The sequence below is a fragment of the Bradyrhizobium sp. 1(2017) genome (genome assembly GCF_011602485.2).
Classification (GTDB): domain Bacteria; phylum Pseudomonadota; class Alphaproteobacteria; order Rhizobiales; family Xanthobacteraceae; genus Bradyrhizobium.
On the sequence record NZ_CP050022.2, the window covers coordinates 3470718 to 3488162 of the forward strand.

The 17445-nt window shown below is 65.4% G+C and carries 15 protein-coding genes; 9 read left to right on the top strand and 6 right to left on the bottom strand.

Annotated elements, in window-relative coordinates; genetic code table 11:
* Positions 1–24: 24 nt before the first annotated feature.
* From HAP40_RS16120 to HAP40_RS16135, 4 genes are all read right to left on the bottom strand, one after another.
* The gene (locus HAP40_RS16120) at positions 25–1503 is read right to left on the bottom strand and encodes an amidase (protein WP_166816887.1); all 1479 of its coding nucleotides are present in this window, start codon (positions 1501–1503) and stop codon (positions 25–27) included.
* Between the two features lie 196 nt (positions 1504–1699).
* On the bottom strand, positions 1700–3067 hold the full coding sequence (locus tag HAP40_RS16125; RefSeq protein ID WP_166816886.1) for an MFS transporter: 1368 nt from the start codon (positions 3065–3067) through the stop codon (positions 1700–1702).
* A gap of 74 nt (positions 3068–3141) precedes the next feature.
* A complete protein-coding gene (locus tag HAP40_RS16130) occupies positions 3142–4671 on the bottom strand; it encodes an aldehyde dehydrogenase (RefSeq protein ID WP_166816885.1) in 1530 nt (509 codons plus the stop codon).
* Positions 4668–5318 (bottom strand): GntR family transcriptional regulator, encoded by a 651-nt coding sequence (locus tag HAP40_RS16135; RefSeq protein ID WP_166816884.1) that lies wholly within the window; start codon positions 5316–5318, stop codon positions 4668–4670. Before HAP40_RS16135 ends, HAP40_RS16130 begins: the two co-directional genes overlap by 4 nt.
* Before the next feature lie 155 nt (positions 5319–5473).
* Here HAP40_RS16135 and HAP40_RS16140 point away from each other — a divergent pair, with 155 nt between their 5' ends.
* The 5 genes from HAP40_RS16140 to rnz all read left to right on the top strand — a co-directional run bounded on the left by HAP40_RS16140 (position 5474) and on the right by rnz (position 11116).
* A complete protein-coding gene (locus HAP40_RS16140) occupies positions 5474–6247 on the top strand; it encodes an alpha/beta fold hydrolase (RefSeq protein ID WP_166816883.1) in 774 nt (257 codons plus the stop codon).
* 310 nt (positions 6248–6557) lie between these two features.
* The gene (locus HAP40_RS16145; protein ID WP_166816882.1) at positions 6558–7775 is read left to right on the top strand and encodes a multidrug effflux MFS transporter; all 1218 of its coding nucleotides are present in this window, start codon (positions 6558–6560) and stop codon (positions 7773–7775) included.
* Between the two features lie 15 nt (positions 7776–7790).
* Entirely contained in the window at positions 7791–9188 is a 1398-nt protein-coding gene (gene guaD, locus HAP40_RS16150) for a guanine deaminase (RefSeq protein WP_166816881.1), read from the top strand.
* A gap of 15 nt (positions 9189–9203) precedes the next feature.
* Entirely contained in the window at positions 9204–10187 is a 984-nt protein-coding gene (locus HAP40_RS16155; RefSeq protein WP_166816880.1) for an antibiotic biosynthesis monooxygenase, read from the top strand.
* A gap of 26 nt (positions 10188–10213) precedes the next feature.
* On the top strand, positions 10214–11116 hold the full coding sequence (rnz, locus tag HAP40_RS16160) for a ribonuclease Z (RefSeq protein WP_166816879.1): 903 nt from the start codon (positions 10214–10216) through the stop codon (positions 11114–11116).
* A 20-nt stretch (positions 11117–11136) separates the two neighbouring features.
* On the opposite strand, the gene HAP40_RS16165 is transcribed toward rnz, so the two are convergent.
* Complete coding sequence (locus HAP40_RS16165) at positions 11137–11868, bottom strand: DUF3750 domain-containing protein (protein ID WP_166816878.1); 732 nt, start codon at positions 11866–11868, stop codon at positions 11137–11139.
* Positions 11869–11965: 97 nt separating this feature from the next.
* Entirely contained in the window at positions 11966–12808 is an 843-nt protein-coding gene (locus tag HAP40_RS16170) for an IclR family transcriptional regulator (protein ID WP_246741089.1), read from the bottom strand.
* 105 nt (positions 12809–12913) lie between these two features.
* Here HAP40_RS16170 and HAP40_RS16175 point away from each other — a divergent pair, with 105 nt between their 5' ends.
* The 4 genes from HAP40_RS16175 to pdxA are packed head-to-tail and all read left to right on the top strand — an operon-like array spanning position 12914 to position 17439.
* A complete protein-coding gene (locus HAP40_RS16175) occupies positions 12914–13834 on the top strand; it encodes a dihydrodipicolinate synthase family protein (protein WP_166816877.1) in 921 nt (306 codons plus the stop codon).
* 22 nt (positions 13835–13856) lie between these two features.
* Entirely contained in the window at positions 13857–15302 is a 1446-nt protein-coding gene (locus tag HAP40_RS16180; RefSeq protein ID WP_166819479.1) for an FAD-binding oxidoreductase, read from the top strand.
* The gene (locus HAP40_RS16185; protein ID WP_166816876.1) at positions 15299–16405 is read left to right on the top strand and encodes a four-carbon acid sugar kinase family protein; all 1107 of its coding nucleotides are present in this window, start codon (positions 15299–15301) and stop codon (positions 16403–16405) included. Before HAP40_RS16180 ends, HAP40_RS16185 begins: the two co-directional genes overlap by 4 nt.
* The gene (gene pdxA / locus HAP40_RS16190; RefSeq protein ID WP_166816875.1) at positions 16402–17439 is read left to right on the top strand and encodes a 4-hydroxythreonine-4-phosphate dehydrogenase PdxA; all 1038 of its coding nucleotides are present in this window, start codon (positions 16402–16404) and stop codon (positions 17437–17439) included. Before HAP40_RS16185 ends, pdxA begins: the two co-directional genes overlap by 4 nt.
* The last annotated feature ends 6 nt before the right edge of the window (positions 17440–17445 follow it).

The following is a 17445-nucleotide window of genomic DNA, read 5'->3' on the forward strand; positions in this document are numbered from 1 at the left end:
TCTTTGTCATTTCGCGGATGGTGTTCAACGTAGCGACGGCGGCGGCACGAAGCCGCCGAATTCGCGTTCGATCAGGCCGGCCAGCGCAATCGGGGTTCGGTCTTCGAGATAAGGCCCGATGATCTGCACGCCGACCGGAAGGCCGGAAGCCGTGCGCTCGATCGGAACGGCGGTCGCCGGCAGACCGCAGGTCGAGGCGGGGTCCGCCCAGATGAAGCACGCATCGGCGTAGGGGTAGAGCTTTCCATCGATGTCCAATTGCCGTGCGTCGAACGGCTCGGACTGGTCCTGTGGAAAGGCCGGCACGGCGGCGGCGGGGTAGATCACCGCATCGAACTCGCGGAACAGTTCGTACCATTTTTGTTGCAACTGCAGACGGGCCGCGTCGGCCGCGAGCCATTCGCGATGAAGCATGCCCCAGCCGCGCGCGCGTTCGGCCTCGAGGCTGCGGTCATCGGGCGCGAGTGCGGCGGCAAGGCCCTGCGCCTCTGCAAGGGCGGCCGGGGTCAGGCGAGGACTTCTCGCGCCGTTCAACAGCTTCATGTAGAGCCGGGCGGATTCGGCGAGATCAGGCAATGATGTGCTCGCGCGCGCAATTCGCGCGCCTGATCGTTCGAGCCGTTCCGCCAAGCGCCCGATGGCGGAACGCACGGCCTCACCCGTCGGCATCAGCGGGTGGGTGTCGATCACGAGGATCCGGAAGTTCTTCAGCTCGTCATGGCGCGGCGCAGGCAATGCAAGGCGATAGCCGATCCCGTCGCGCGTCTCGTCGGGGCCCGCAATCACGTCGAGCGCCAAGGCGAGGTCCGCGGCCGAGCGCGCCATCGGTCCAACGACAGCCAGATCGCCCTGCCCAGGAACGGGCGGAGCGGGCGGCAGGCTGTATCCGCGCAGCGGGACCAGGCCGAGGCTTGGCTTGTGTCCGAACACACCGCAGAAATGCGCGGGGACCCGGATCGAGCCGCCGATGTCCGAGCCGATCGAGAGCGGACTGAAGCCCGCGGCCAGCGCCGCGCCGCATCCGCCGGAGGAGCCGCCGGGCGACCGGCCGAGGTCCCACGGGTTGTTGGTGGTCCCGTAGATCTCGTTGTAGCTCTGGAAATCCCGCAAGCCGATCGGGATGTTCGTCTTGCCGATGACGATGGCGCCTGCCGCCTTCAGCCGCGAGACGATGAGGGCGTCTTTCGCTGGCTGGAATTCCCTGAAATGCGGAAAGCCCCATGTGGTCGGCAGGCCGGCGACGTTGAACGGTTCTTTGAGTGTCACGGGAATGCCGAGCAACGGCAATCGATCGCCGCGGCCAAGCGCGGCATCGGCGGCGCGCGCGGCGTCCTTTGCGCGATCGAAATCGCGAACGATGATCGCGTTAATCGGTCCGTCCAGCGCCTCGATGCCCGCAATCGTGTGTTCGAGCAATTCCGACGCAGAAACCTTGCGTGCGCGGAGGGCGCTCAGCAATGCGCCGATCGAGCCATAATTCAGGTCAGCGGCGTCTGCGGTCATCGCGATCTCCACATCTCTTCGTCTCGGCGAACCGATCCGGGCATCGAGCATGCAATGTTGGGAGCGGGATGAGGAGGCGGCGCAACGGGAACCAGACCTGCCTGGGTGAGAGGGCGCAGGGTATTCGAGCAGGAGGTCGTCATGGCCGGGCTTGTCCCGAGCGGGACAAGCCCGGCCATGACGCTGTGGAGGGAGGTCAGGACGCTTCCTTGAGCACCGGCGACGCCGTTTCCTCCGCCTTCAGCTCCTCGAGGCTGCGATGCCGCGGCTCGATGCCCAGGGCCCAGACCGTGATGATCTGCACGATGAGCAGACCGATCATCAGCGCCATCACGCCGGCGACGCCGCGCGACTCGAACAGCGATACGACCAGGAACGGCGTGACGATCGTGGCGCCACGCCCCAGCGTGTTGACGATACCTGAGGCGCGCAGCCGGACCTCGGTTGGAAACAGCTCGGGGATGTAGATGCCGAACAGGAGCGCGACCAGGACGTAGATCGGCACCGTCAGTGCGAAGCCCACGGCCGGCAGCAGGATCGGATCGGAGATCATGGGATAGAGGATGCCCAGCGCCACCGAGATCAGCGATGCGCCGATGATGGTGGGCTTGCGGCCCCAGCGGTCGGCGGTCAATGCGCCGATGGCCGAGCCGACCGGCGCGCCGAGCGCCATCAGCAGCGAATAGCCGAACGATGTCGCGACCGACAGGCCCTGCTTGACGAAGAACACGGGCAGCCATGTCACGAAGCCGTAGAGCAGGGTGTTGATCGTGATCAGGCAGATGGCGCCGACGATCATCCGCGACAGCAAGGGCGCAGTGAACAACGTGCCGAGATCGGGGGCGACCGGCGCGGGTGTCGTGGGCGCGGGTGGAGGCAAGGGCCGTCCCTGCGCCGCTTCCTTCTCGATCGCCTGCATCAACGCTTCCGCTTCAGCGGTGCGTCCCACGGCTTCCAGCCAGCGCGGCGATTCCGGCAGCGACTTGCGCATGTACCAGACGACGAGGGCGCCGACCCCGCCGAGCACGAACATCGAGCGCCAGCCGAAGTGCGGCACCAGCACGGACGCGATCAAAAGAGCCGCGGGCAGGCCGGTCACGACGCACACGGCCGTGAGACCGAGCCATTTGCCGCGGGTGCGGGCCGGCACGAACTCCGTCATCGTCGAATAGCCGACGACGTTCTCCGCCCCGAGGCCGACGCCCATCACGAAGCGGCAGGCGATCAGGAAAGTCATGTTCGGCGAGAATGCCGCGGCGAGGGAGGCAATGCCGAAAAGAAGCAAATTGAATTGATAGGTGAAGCGGCGTCCGAAGCGGTCGCCGAGAAAGCCGGTGCCGAACGATCCGAGCATCATGCCGACGAAGGTTGCGGAGATGAAGGCCGCGTTCTGGGCGAGCGTCGAAAAGCCCGACTTCAGCGTCACGCTGAGCACGGTCCCGGCGATGTAAATGTCGAAACCGTCGAAGAACATGCCGATGCCGATCAGCAGCATGATGCGGCGGTGGAATGGTCCGATCGGCAGCCGATCAAGACGGCTGCCTGCGTTCACCGATGTCGACATTGACGCTCTCCCTTGACTGTTATTCTGCTTGATCCGGTCCGCCTTCTATGGGCGGTCGGCCGCCTCTCGTTTTGTCAGTTCAGCCGCTTCTGATTGGCCGTGTCGCGATACCAGTCGAACGGCTGCTCGTGCGTTGCGACCATCACGCTCTTGGTGTTGAAGTGGTCGTTGAAGCTCTCGGTGCCGCATTCGCGGCCGATACCGGAATCGTCGACGCCGCCCCAGGGCGAGGCCGGGTCGAGTCGGTGATGATCGTTGATCCAGACGATGCCGGCCTTGACGGAAGCTGCGACGCGGTGCGCGCGGGCGACGTCGCGGGTGCGGATGGCCGCGGCGAGGCCGAACGGCGAATCGTTTGCGAGCCGTAGCGCATCGGCCTCGTCCTTGAACGGCGTCACCGAGGTGAAGGGACCGAACACTTCTTCCTGGAAGATGCGCATGTCGGATTTGACGTCGGCGAAGACCGTCGGCTCGACGAAATAGCCGTTGTCGTGACCCGGCACTTTCGCAGCGACGCCGCCGGCGACGAGACGCGCGCCGTCGGCGTGGCCATAGCCCGCATAGGCGAGCACGCGGTCGCGCTGCTTGGCAGAGATCACGGGACCCATCTGAGTGTTTGCATCGAAGGGATCGCCGACGCGGATCGTGCGGGTCTTGGCCTGCAGCTTCTCGACGAATTCGTCGTAGATCGAGGCCTGAACGATGTGGCGCGAGGCGCAGACGCAGGTCTGTCCCGCACCGATGAACGCGCCAAAGGCGGCGTAATTGACGGCGCGATCGACGTCGAAATCGTCGAACACCATCACAGGCGTCTTGCCGCCGAGCTCCATGGTCTGATGCGCAAACACCTTTGCAGCTGCGCTGCCGGCGATGCGGCCTGCCTCGGTGCCGCCGGTCAGGACCAGCTTGTTGATGTCGCCGTGCTCGGCCAGCATCTTGCCGGCGCTCGGGCCAAGTCCCAGCACGATATTGAAGACGCCGGGCGGCAGGCCCGCTTCGGTGAAGATCTGCGCCAGCTTCAGGGTCGTGAGCGGCGTGTATTCGGACGGCTTGACCACGGTGACGCATCCGGTCGCCAGCACCACGGCGAGCGACTTGCACAGGATCATCAGCGGGTGATTGAACGGCGTGCAGTTGGCGACGATGCCGATGGGGGTGCGGAGCGTATAGTTCAGATAGGCGCCTTCGACGGGGATGACGGAATCGCGGCGCGACAGCGCAAGGCCGGCGAAGTAGCGGAAGAAATCGGGCAGGCGGGAGAGCTGGGCGCGGGTCTCGTTGACCGGACGGCCGTTGTTGAGGGTTTCCAGCCGGTACAGGCTGTCGAGATTGGCCTCGAAGGCGTCGGCCAGCCTGTTGACCAGCCTGGCACGCGCGCGCGTGTCCATGCCGCCCCAGGCCTTGCCTTCGAACGCTGCACGCGCGCTCTTCATGGCGCGGTCGATGTCTTCGGCCGTCGAGTTGGGGATGCGGGCGATCACGTCGCCGGTCGCGGGATTGCGGACATCCAGCATCGCGCCGGCACCGGCTTCGACTTCACGTCCATCGATGAAATTGCCGTGGGTTTCGACGTCGATTGACGCGGGTTTGGAGGGAACGTTCATGATGACCTCTCTTCGACGATGACGGCGTTGCGCTTGAGCGCCGGCAGCACACGTTTTTCGGTGGCCCCGATATGGGCCTTGATGATGCGGGCCGCGGTTCGCGTTTCGCGGTTCTGCATGGCGTCGATCAGGGCGACGTGCTCGGCGACGAGCTTGGTGGGGTCGTGGCCCTTCAGGTTGGAGATGCTGACGCGGACCAGCCGGTCGGCTTGGCCGATCAGGTCGCACAGCGCGGTCGCCATGCGGCGATTGCCGGAGGCATGCGCCAGCGCGGTGTGGAAGCCGCGATTGTAGGTGATGAAGTCCTCGTGGCTGCCCGAGAAGCGGCGGAATTCGTCGAGCGATTTCAGAACGCTGTCGGGCGCGCTCTCGATTGCCTCAGCGACACAGGCCGGCTCCAGGGCAAGGCGGAAGCGCAGGAGGTCGCGGGCATCCGAGAGCGAGATCGGCGTGACCCGATAGCCCTGGCGCGGCTGCACCGTGACGAGGTGCTCGCGCTGGAGCCGCAAAAGCGCGTCCCGGACCGGCTGCCGGCTTACCGAATAGCGCTCGGCCAGGTCCTGCTCTCGCATTTCATCGCCTGGCGCAAAGCGACAGGCTAAAATATCAGCTCTGAGAAGATCGTAGATATTCTCGCGCAAAAGCATGTGATCACGCCTCTTCTGATGCTTAATATTCCAGTCGTGATATTTCACGTCAAGAGCCAAATGCTTGAATTCTCTGTCAGTTGATTTATCAATCGGGGCTTCCAGGGCACGCGAGCAGGCGTGATCCGATTGATGCAGCTTGGGAAAGACCGGACATGGACAGGCTTTTTGCCAACGGGACCGTCAACGCCGCGCAGACGGGCGAGGGGCCGCCGCTCTTTCTTTTCCACTCGCTGCTGTCGGATCGGGCAAGCTTCGACGCGATCGTGCCGAAGCTCGAGACGTCGTTTCGCACCATCGTCCCGGAGCTGCCGGGGTTCGGCCGCTCACGCGTGGTCGAGGGTGGACTCGCTGCTGTCGCGGACCGGATGGCCGAGGCGGTGGAGGATGCCGCGGGCGGTGCGCCGCCCATCGTGCTTGGCAATGGCTATGGCGGCTTCGTCGCCCTGCAGATGGCACTTCGCCATCCGGGAATTGCCAGCCGGCTCGTTCTTGCCGATTGCGGCGCAGCTTTTTCCGAGCCCGGCCGCGAGGCGTTTCGCAACATGGCGAAGATCTCGCGCGAGAAGGGACTGGAGGCCATCACCGATGTTGCGATGCGCCGCCTGTTCGCGCCCGAATTTCAGGCGCAGCACCCGGAGCTGATGCGGGGACGCCGTGAAGCCTTTCTGAGGATGGACCCGGATGTGTTTCGCGCCGCGTGCGATGCATTGGCTGGTCTTGATCTTCGTGCCGAGCTCGCTGGCTTGGATGTGCCGGTGCTCGTCATGGTCGGCGAACACGACGAGGCGACGCCGCCGCCAATGTCGCACGAGCTGGCTGCAGGTCTGCCGCGCGCCGAACTCAAGATCATTTCGGGATGTGCGCACGTGCCTCAGCTGCAATCACCGCAACAATTTCTCGGCGCTATCGAGGGCTTCTTGCGTTGATCCCACTCGGGCGGCCCGGCTCTCGATCGAATTGCCATGCCTTCCGGGCGGTTAATGCCTGCCCGGAGGGCGCGTTCATGCGGCGCGAAATTCTTCAATGATTTGTACCGTGCATGGGGTTGTTTTCGCATTTTTGTTTGAGCGCCCGTGGGCCTGAGCACCAGCCCCGGACTCCGTACCGATACCGGACCTCCTAAGAGTTTTTACACACAGTTCTGGCACGTTCCGCGCGTCAAGGCCTGCAACCTGCATCGTGTCTCATTGCGTGCACGAAAAGACGGGACCGGCGGGCGTCGAGGGGGCGTGAGCCATGACTGCAATTGCGTCGGACGCCGATCGCGCGAAGCGGTGGATCGTGCCGATCCTGCTGTGCGTCGTGCCGTTCAGCCAGATTCCGCTCGACGCCTATACGCCCGGCCTGCCGCAGATGGTGGTGGATCTCGCCACTGACGCGGCCTCGATGCAGAACACCGTCACCGCCTACATGCTCGGCATGTCTCTCGCGCTGGTGCCGGTCGGTATCGCCTCCGACACACTCGGCCGCCGCAACGTCCTGCTCGCGGGCCTGACGGTTCTCATCGCGATGAGCATTGCCTGTGCGCTGGCCACCAGCGCGACACTGCTGCTCGCGCTGCGTTTCCTGCAAGGCGTCGGTGGCTGCACCTGTCTCGTCGTCGCCTATGCCGTCGGAGCCGACTGTTATCGTGGACGCGAGCTTACGGCGATTTCCGGCCTGCTCGGCGCGGCCTGGGGTCTCGCGCCCGTGCTGGCACCGGCCGCGGGCGGCTTCATCGTCGAGCTGACGTCCTGGCGCGGCGTGTTCGTCGTCATTGCGATTGCCGCGGCAATCGTCGCCGCGGTCGTCGTGCTGTTCCTGCCCGAAACGTTGCCGGCAGAGCGGCGCGCGCCTTTCGATCCGCGCCGCACCGCCGACATTCTGCGCGAGGCGATTGTCCGCCCAGGCTTCCTCGCCTTCGTGCTGGTCTTTGCTGCCGCCGCAAGCGCGCAGCTGGCGTTCGGCGTCGTCGCGCCGTTCTTCTACCAGACCGGCCTCGGCTACTCCGCGGCGATCTACGGCCTCGTTGCGCTCGGCCTTGGTGGCGTCAATCTCGCCGGCGAGCTCGGCTGCGCGCATTTCGCGCGCTTCATGCCGGCCCGCACGATGGGCTTCGGCGCCTTTGCGTTGTTTCTCGCGGGCTCCGCCGTCCTGACCGTAACAGGCATGACCCTCGGTCTTGATTTTGCATCGATCACGCTCGGCGGCGCGCTGGTGCTCGGCGGCTGCGGCGTGCTGTGCCCGATGATGTACGGCATGGCGCTCGGCCTGTTCGAGCGCGACCACGGCCTGATCGGCGGCCTCATCAGCGCGCTCTGCTATCTCGCGGTCAGCGGGGCCATGGCGATCGCGGCGGTGCTGCCCGAAGCGACGCAGGCCCCGCTCGGATGGCTCTATCTCGGTCTCTGCGCCGTCGCCGGCACGCTGCTTGCGATTTCGCTGCCTTCGGCGCGTCACGCCACACAGACTTAAGGAAGGAACCTCGTCATGACCACCGTTGGTATTCGCGGCACGTTCTTCGACTTCGTCGACGATCCCTGGAAGCACATCGGCAACGAGCCGGCGGCCGCGCGCTTTCACCAGGACGGCCTCATGGTCGTCACCGACGGCGTCATCAAGGCCTTCGGTCCCTATGACAAGATTTCCGCCGCGCATCCGGGCGTCGAGGTCACTCACATCAAGGACCGCATCATCGTTCCGGGCTTCATCGACGGCCACATCCATCTGCCGCAGACCCGTGTGCTGGGAGCCTATGGTGAGCAGCTGCTGCCGTGGCTGCAGAAGTGGGTCTATCCGGAAGAGCTCAAATACCGGGACCGCAACTACGCGCGCGAGGGCGTCAAGCGTTTCCTCGACGCGCTGCTCGCCTCCGGCACCACCACCTGCCAGGCCTTCACGAGCTCCTCGCCCGTCTCGACCGAAGAGTTGTTCGAGGAAGCGGCCCGCCGCAACATGCGCGTCATCGCGGGCCTCACCGGCATCGATCGGAACGCGCCGGCCGATTTCATCGATACGCCGGAGAATTTCTATCGCGACAGCAAGCGGCTGATCGCGCAGTACCACAACAAGGGCCGCAACCTCTACGCCATCACACCGCGCTTCGCCTTCGGCGCCTCGCCGGAACTGCTGAGGGCGTGTCAGCGCCTCAAGCACGAGCACCCGGACTGCTGGGTCAACACCCACATCTCCGAGAATCCGGCCGAATGCAGTGGCGTCCTCGTCGAGCATCCGGACTGCCAGGACTATCTCGGCGTCTACGAGAAGTTCGACCTGGTCGGGCCGAAATTCTCCGGCGGTCACGGCGTCTATCTCTCGAACAACGAGTTCCGCCGCATGTCGAAGAAGGGCGCGGCGGTGGTGTTCTGCCCGTGCTCGAACCTGTTCCTCGGCAGCGGCCTGTTCCGGCTCGGCCGCGCTACCGATCCCGAGCATCGCGTGAAGATGTCGTTCGGCACCGATGTCGGCGGCGGCAACCGCTTCTCGATGATCTCCGTGCTCGACGACGCCTACAAGGTCGGCATGTGCAACAACACGCTGCTCGACGGCAGCATCGATCCCACGCGCAAGGATCTCGCGGAAGCCGAGCGCAACAAGCTTTCCCCCTATCGCGGTTTCTGGTCGATCACGCTCGGCGGTGCCGAAGGCCTCTATATCGACGACAAGCTCGGCAATTTCGAGCCCGGCAAGGAGGCCGATTTCGTCGCACTCGATCCCAATGGCGGGCAAGCGGCGCAAGCGTGGCACCAGTCGCTGATCGCCGACGGTGCCGGGCCGCGCACGATGGACGAGGCGGCGAGCATGCTGTTCGCCGTCATGATGGTCGGTGACGACCGCTGCGTCGACGAGACCTGGGTGATGGGCAAGCGTCTCTACAAGAAGACCTGAAGCGGACGGCGGCCAATGAGCGCAACTCCCGATGCGGCCAGTCAGCCGGTCGCTCTCGTCATCCAGCGCCGCATCACTGACGACGGCTTTGCTGCGTTCGCACGTTGGAACGGCGAGGTCGGTGAGGCGCTCAAGGCATGGCCCGGCTTCCTCAGCCAGGAGGTCGTGCCGCCGCAGCCACCGGCGCATGTCGACTGGGTGACGATCTTGCGTTTCGCCAGCCCGGCCGCGGCGCGCGCCTGGCTTCAGAGCGAGGTGCGGGCGAAGCTGATCGGACAGGTGCAGCGCTTCTTCGTCGGTTCGGAAGACGTCCATATCCTGCCCGACACCGGCGTTCAGCGCGACAATGCGGTCTCCGCCGTCATCTCCTTCGAGGTCCCGGACGGGCTCGAGGATGCGTTCCTCAAATGGCAGCAGCGCATCCAGGCCGCGGAAGCCGAGTTCAAGGGATTTCTGCGCCACAAGATCGAGCGGCCTATTCCGGGCCTGCACGACGAATGGATCATCATCCTGTCGTTCGATACCGATGCCAATCTCAATGCATGGCTGGACTCGCCGCTGCGGCAGACCCTTCTGAGGGAAGGCGAGCGCTTCAACGCCGGGATGAACGTCAAGCGGGCAAGCTACGGCTTCAATTTCTGGTTCCCTTCCGGCAAGGCGCAGGGCCCGGAGCAGAGCTCAAGCCTGATCTGGAAGAGCAACCTGATCGTTCTTCTGGTGCTCTATCCCGTGGTCTATCTCTGGGGCACTTTCATCAGCGCCCCCCTGATCGACAGTCGTGGCGTGCCGGTCTGGTTTTCGCTCTTCATTGGCAATCTCGTCAGCACGCAGCTGCTGGGCTGGTGGCTGGTGCCGGCCGCCTTCAGGGCGCTCGGCTGGTGGGTCACGCCGAAGGCGGCGATCAACCGCCAGATTGCGGGATATGCACTTCTTGTCGCGCTCTATGCCGCGTCAATGGGGCTGTACGCGCTGCTGCTCGCGTGGCATTGGGGACGGTGAGATCGTCCACAGCTAGTACGCGACGCATGTTCGCCCTGACATTTCTCGGAACCTCGGCCAGCGTTCCCTCCGCGGAGCGCAACCATCCGGCGCTTCTGGTGGAAGCCGCGGGCAAGCGCATCCTGGTCGATTGCGGCGAGGGCACGCAGCGCCAGCTGTTGCGCAGCGGCGCAGGCTTCCGGCGGCTCGACCGCATCCTGCTGACGCATGCTCATCTCGATCACGTGCTCGGCATTCCCGGTCTCTTCTCGACGCTCGGCTTGCGGCAGAACGCCGATACGATGACCGTACATGGCGGGCAGGGCACGCTCGATCTCGTCATCAGCATGCTCGCGGGATTGTGGGGCGCGGGCAGGGCGCCGATCGCGGTCGCGTTCGCGCCGCTGACGGAAGGACAGGTCGTCGACGCCGGCGACTTCACCATCGACTGCTTTACCGTCCGCCATCGTGACACCGACAGTTTCGGCTTCGTGTTCAGAAGTCCCGCCCGTCGCCATCTCTTGTCCGATCGTCTCGCAGCGCTCGGCGTTCCCGACGGTCCCTCGCGCGGAGAATTGGCTGCAGGACGACCGGTCATGATCGCCGGCCGAACGATTGATCCGGAAGCCGTCCTGGGGCCGCCGAGCGTCGGCAGCAAGCTCGTCGTGATCGGCGACACCGAGACCACCGAGGGTCTCTCCAGATACGCTTCCGATGCCGATCTGCTGGTGATCGAAGCGACATTCCTCGATCGCGACGCATCGACGGCGCGCGACTATGGCCACCTCACTGCGCGTGATGCGGCCGCGTTTGCGGCCGCGAACAATGTCGGTCAGCTCGTGCTTACGCATCAGTCGGGCCGCTACGAGAACGACGAGGTCCTTGCGGAAGCAGCCGAGATCTTTCCGAACACCCGGATCGCAGCCGACTTCGATCGCATCGCCGTCTAGCCAAGCATCATCGGCAAGCCTTACAGGCCCGCAGCAACACCGAGACGGCCGATGCCCGGCAGCTTGATCGCGGGGCGCCGAACGTCGAAGCCGAGTACGGCGCCGAAGAAGTTGATCTCGAGACCTTCGACCCAGCCGAGCGTGAGGCCGAGATAGCCCGAGAGCGAGGCATAGAAGCCGGTGCGCGAGGCCGTGAGCCCGATCCATCGTCCGGAATAGGGGTAGTCCTTGCCGATCGCGGTCGGCGGCAGGACCGCGTGAAGCTCCGGCACGGCGTCCAAAGCGGCCTGGACGAAGGTGTTCGAGTTCGGACCCGGCCAGGCGCTGTAATCGCCATAGGTTCGAAATCTGTAATTCTCGACGACATGTCGGATCTTGGGGATCAGCGATTCCGCCTTTGCGCCGTCGATGGCGACGACGGCCTCGGGCATGGCTCCGAACCAGCGGCCATCGGGGACGAACCCGTTGCTCCGGATCGGTTCCCCCCACGCCGTATAGTCGTAACGGCTGTAGGTGGCTGCATCCTTTTCCTTGACGACGATCCAGGTGTGTACCGCGAAGATGCTTCGCCACCGTACCGTTCGCGCGGCGTAGACCCGGATCAGGGCGTCCGAATGCGAGATGGCGGGAGGCAGCAGGCCAGCGCTGGAACGGTCCGCGGTCTGCCAATTGCCGCGGCCATCCCCGACCCAGAAATATCGGACGGCCGAAATCCCGATCGGCACGAAGACCAGCAGCAGGAATATGAGCACGGATTTTCTCAAGGGAAATCAGGTTCGGCAGGGCACTTCGACGATATAGGTCTCGAAAGCCCTTTCACAATGACGTTCGAGAGATCGCCGACCGTGTTCAGCCCGTCAATCCCGATTTGATCGCGATATCCTGCACCTGCTTCGTCACGTGCATCAGCTTGGGCAGCGCCTCGTCGCGAAAGGCGGGCATGTCCATGCGCATCGCATCGATCGTGACGCTCAATCCACCGATCGCGAGGCCCTGGGCATCGAAGATCGGCGTCGCCAGCGTGCGCAGGCCGTAGGCGTTCTCGCCGTCCGAGACGGCATGGCCCTTCTTCTTCACCTGATCGAGCCGGGCGAGCAGGGTGTCGAGATCGGTGAGCGTCCGCTCCGACAGCTTCACGCGAGGACGTGATTCCAGCCGCGCGATCTGCTCGTCCCGCGCCAGACACGCCAGCATGACATGGCCGAGCGCGGCGCTGTAGGCGGGAATGCGTGTGCCCGGCCGGCGGTCCATCTTGTGGCGGTCGAGGCCGGCGCCGACGCGCGCGAGATAGACCACGTCGCCGCCGTCGAGGATGCCGAGCGAGGCCGCATCGCCGACATCGGGTACGAGGCCGCGCAGCAGCGGCTCGACGATGCTCCGCAGCGATCCATGCGACAGCACGGTGTAGCCGAGGTCGAGGCAGGCCACGCCGAGGCGGAACCGGCGGCTCTGCGGCACCGCCTGGAGGTAGCCGAGCTCGACCAGGGTCTGGATCAGGCGGAACGCGGTTCCGCGATCGAGGCCGGCGCGTGCGGCAATTTCGCTCAGGGTCAGCTCGAAAGCCTCGCTGGTGAAACATTTGAGCACGGCAAAGGCCTTGCCGACGGAGGCAACGTAATTCTTGGGATTTGGGTTCGCTTTTCGCTTCGCGGCCTTCTTTTCGACCTTGGCCATGTTCGAATGCCCCGCCATGACAGCATCGCCCTTGACGCGGGGGCGCGCTGATTTTACGACTGGATCAGAAAATAACAAATGTTCGCATTCCGAACAATCTTGTTCTGGCGATCGGAGGAAGTTTTGTCGACATCATCGCTCCACCCTCACGGCGTGTTCTCCGCCGCATTGACGCCGCTCGACGCTGAACTCGCGCCCGATCACGCGCGCTTCGTGGAGCATTGCCGCTATCTTCTGGACGAAGGCTGCGACGGCATTGCGATGCTCGGCACGACAGGGGAGGCAAACTCCTTCTCGGTGGCAGAACGCATTGCGCTGCTCGAGGCGGTCGTGGCCGCCGGCATCGCGCCGCGGCAACTTCTTCCCGGCACGGGCGTTGCCGCGCTCAGCGATACCATCGCGCTGACGCGTCACGCGCTCTCGGTCGGCGTCGATACCGTGGTGATGCTGCCGCCGTTCTATTACAAGAACGTCAGCGATGACGGCATCTTCGCCTCCTACAGTGAAGTGGTGCAGCGTATCGGGGATGCGCGCCTGAAGGTCGTGCTCTATCACTACCCGCAGATGTCGGCGCAACCGATCTCGCATGCGCTGATCGAGCGTCTGCGCAAGGCATATCCGGCCACGTTCACCGGCATCAAGGATTCGTCCGGCGACTTCGCCAACATGACGGCGATGGTCGAGCGATTTCCGGGCTTCGCCGTCCTGGGCGGCGCCGATCCGCTGATGCTGCCGCTGCTGCGGAAGGGCGGCGCGGGCTGCATCACCGCGACTTCGAATGTCGTCGCGCGCAGTCTTGCCTATGTCTTCAAGCACTTTGGCGACAGCGATGACGATCCGGCGCTCAAGGCGGCGCAGGCGCGAATCGTGAAGGCCCGCGAGCTCGTCTCGCAATTTCCGCAGATGGCTTCGTTGAAGGCGCTGGCGGCCGATCGCACCAAGCATGCCAGATGGCAGCGCCTGCGCCCACCACTGGAGTCACTGCAGCCCGAGCAGCTCAAACAGCTGCTCGCGAATGCCGCGGCGTTCGCTGCCGCTGTCTAGGCACGGCCGACGAGGCGATCCGATGTCCGATTCCTTCCAGGATGCGCTTGCCGGGCTTGCCGCCATCGTCGGCGACAAGCACGTCATCGCGCCCGGAGCCGGCCAGGAGCCCTATGTGGTGGACTGGCGCGGGCGTTATCACGGCCGCGCGGTTGCGGTGGTGAAGCCCGGTTCGACCGCCGAGGTCGCTTCCGTCGTCAAATACTGCGCTGACAGGCACCTCGCGATCGTGCCGCAAGGCGGCAACACCGGCATGTGCGGGGCCGCAACGCCGGACGATCGTGTGGGCAATGTCGTGATCCGGCTCGACCGTATGCGAGCCGTGCGCGACCTCAGCCCGCTCGCCAACACGATCACGGTGGAGGCCGGCTGCATTCTCGCCGAGGTGCAGAATGCGGCGCGCAGCGTCGACCGTTATTTCCCCATGAGCCTGGGCGCCGAGGGCTCCTGCCAGATCGGCGGCAATATCTCGACCAATGCCGGCGGCACGGCCGTGCTGCGCTATGGGCCGACGCGCGATCTCGTGCTCGGGCTCGAGGTCGTGCTGCCCGACGGGCGTGTGTTCAACGGACTGCGCGCGCTGCGCAAGGACAACACCGGTTACGCCCTGAAGCAGCTCTTCATCGGCGCGGAGGGTACGCTGGGCATCATCACCGCCGCGGTGCTGAAATTGTTTGCGCCGCCACGCAGCTCGGCGCTGGCGCTGCTGAAATTGCAAGGCGTCGGGCAGGCGCTCGACATCCTGCAGCGTCTGCGCGGTGCGGTCGGTGACCGCCTCGGCAGCCTCGAGATCATGTCACGCTCACAGATCGTGGCCATTGCCGCGACCGTGCCGCACGTGGCCATCCCCTTCGAGCTGACGACGCCATGGTATCTGATCGTCGAGCTGACCGACACGCTCGCCGGCATTGATCTCGACGAGCCGCTGGCCACGGTGCTTGCGGAGGCGATGGAGGCGGGGCTCGCGGAGGACGTCATCCTCGCGTCCAGCCTCGCGCAGGCGAAGGCGATCTGGGCTGTCAGGCATAGCGTGTCCGAAGGCAACAAGCGCAGCGGCTACGTGGTGTCGCACGATAGCGTGGTGCCGCTGGAGCGCCAGGCGGCCTTCGTGACCAATGTCGAAGCCAGGATCAAGGCCGCGGTTCCGCATGCGAACGTGGTGATGCACGGCCATATCGGCGACGGCAACATCCACGTCATCGCTCTGATCGACCGCGCTCATTGCCAGGATCCGGCGGCAACCTCCGCGCTGGTGGCGGAGATCAACGGGGTCGTCGACGATGAGACCGCAGCGCAAGGCGGGGCGATCAGCGCCGAGCACGGCATCGGCATCACCAACCGCGGCCGGCTCGCCCGCGTCGCCGATCCGCTCGACATCGAGCTGATGCGCGACATCAAGCGATTGCTCGACCCGAACGGCCTGATGAACCCGGGCAAGATCTTCGCGGCCGGAGGTTCGCGACAATGACGAGTGTCCGCCTGCTCGCCGACGATCTCACCGGTGCGCTCGATACCGCGGCGGAGTTCGTCGGCCTGTGCGGACCGTTCGACGTCACCTGGCCGGAAGCGCCTGCGATGACGTTCGCTTCGAGCCTCGCGATCGATTGCGGGACGCGCGAGCGATCGAAGGCCGAGAGCATCGAGATCGTTGCACGGCTGGCGCCGCAGCTTCGCGGCGCGACGATCGCCTACAAGAAGGTGGATAGCCTCCTTCGCGGCGCGTGGGCGGCCGAGCTCGGCTCCTGCCTGCGCGGTGGGGATTGGGCATCCTGCGTGGTCGCGCCGGCCTTTGACTATCAGGGGCGCCGTACCCTGAATGGCCAGCAATTCGCGCGCACGGTCCAGGGCGAGTGGCACCGCGTCGGTGACAATCTCTTGGCCCAGCTGCGGCAGGAAGGCATCGCGGCGCGGCAGGGCGAGGCCGACACGTTGTCGTGGGGCGGCGTCCAGGTGTTCGATGCCGAGAGCGACATCGATCTCGATCTGGTCGTCGAGATGGGGCGGCGCATGCCTGGGCCCGTGCTGTGGTGCGGCAGCGGCGGCTTGGCCGGCGCGCTCGCCCGCAGCCATCGCGCCGACGCGCCGGACCGGTTGAAGCTGCCAGTGCTCGGCTTGTTCGGCTCGGACCAGCTTGCGACAGCGTCTCAGCTGGCGGCGTGCGGAGTGGCGACCATCGCGCTTGCCGAAGGCGAGGGCGCTGCGCCGGTCCGGTGCAGGCTGGTCGATGACGGCGTGGTGCTGGTCAAATTCTCGCTCGTCGAGGGCCTGACACGCGCCGAGGCGGCGCGTCGGATCGCGCGCGAGATGACGGCACTGATCGCGGCACTCGAACCGCCGGGCACGCTGATCGTTGCGGGTGGGGAGACCCTGAAGGCGGCGTGCGTTGCCCTCGGCGCGCACGCGCTCCAGGTGACGGGACGTATCGTGCCGGGATTGCCGCGCTCGATCCTACAGGGTGGCCGGTGGGCCGGAACGGACGTCGTCTCGAAGTCCGGTGCATTCGGGCCCAGCGAGCTCTGGCGCGATCTGCTCCGGGACAATCATTTGCTCAATATGGGGAGTCCGACATGACCTCTCGTCATCTTGCCATCACCATGGGTGATCCCGCCGGGATCGGGCCGGAGATCATCATCAAGGCCTGCGTCGGACTGAAGGACCGGATCGCGAAGGGCGATCTGCGCCTGCTGATCATCGGCAGCGGGGCGGCGCTCGACGGGGCCAGGGCCGCGCTCGGTGCCGATATTGCCATCCCCGAGGTCAGCAACGAGGATCGCGACTGGCCGAATCTGTGCTTCCTCCAAGCCGACGCCGAAGCCGAGCCGATCAAGCCCGGTGTCCTCAGCGCCGACGGCGGCCGCTTTGCCTACAAGGCGATCGAGCAGGGCGTGCGCCTGACGCAGGCTGGACGGACCTCCGCCATCGTGACGGCACCGCTCAACAAGGAAGCGCTCAACAAGGCCGGCTATCATTTCCCCGGGCATACCGAGATGCTCGCCCATCTCACCGGCGTGCGCGGCTCGGTGATGCTGCTCGCCCATGGCAACATGCGCGTCAGCCATGTCTCGACCCATGTCGCGCTGGAAGACGTGCCGAAGCGCCTGACGCCGGAGCGCCTGCGCCTGGTGATCGACCTCACCAACGACGCGCTGCGCCGACTCGGCATTGCCAAACCGAAGATCGCGATTGCCGCGCTCAATCCGCATGCCGGTGAGGGCGGTCTGTTCGGCCGGCAGGACATCGACGTGTCGGCGCCGACGATTGCCAAGGCGGTCGCCGACGGTCTCGACGTCGTCGGTCCGGTGCCCGGCGACACCATCTTCGTCAAGCTGCGCGCCGGCCAGTACGATGCCGCGGTCGCGATGTATCACGATCAGGGCCACATCCCCGTCAAGCTGCTCGGTTTCCAGGTCGATCCTGCCACCGGCCGTTGGCAGGAGCTCTCCGGCGTCAACATCACGCTGGGTCTGCCGATCATCCGTACCTCCGTCGATCACGGCACCGCCTTCGATATCGCCGGCAAGGGCATCGCCAACGAGCACAGCCTGATCGAGGCCATCGACTATGCCGAACGGCTGGCCGCCGGCGCTTCCGCATCCAAGTCATGAGACCGA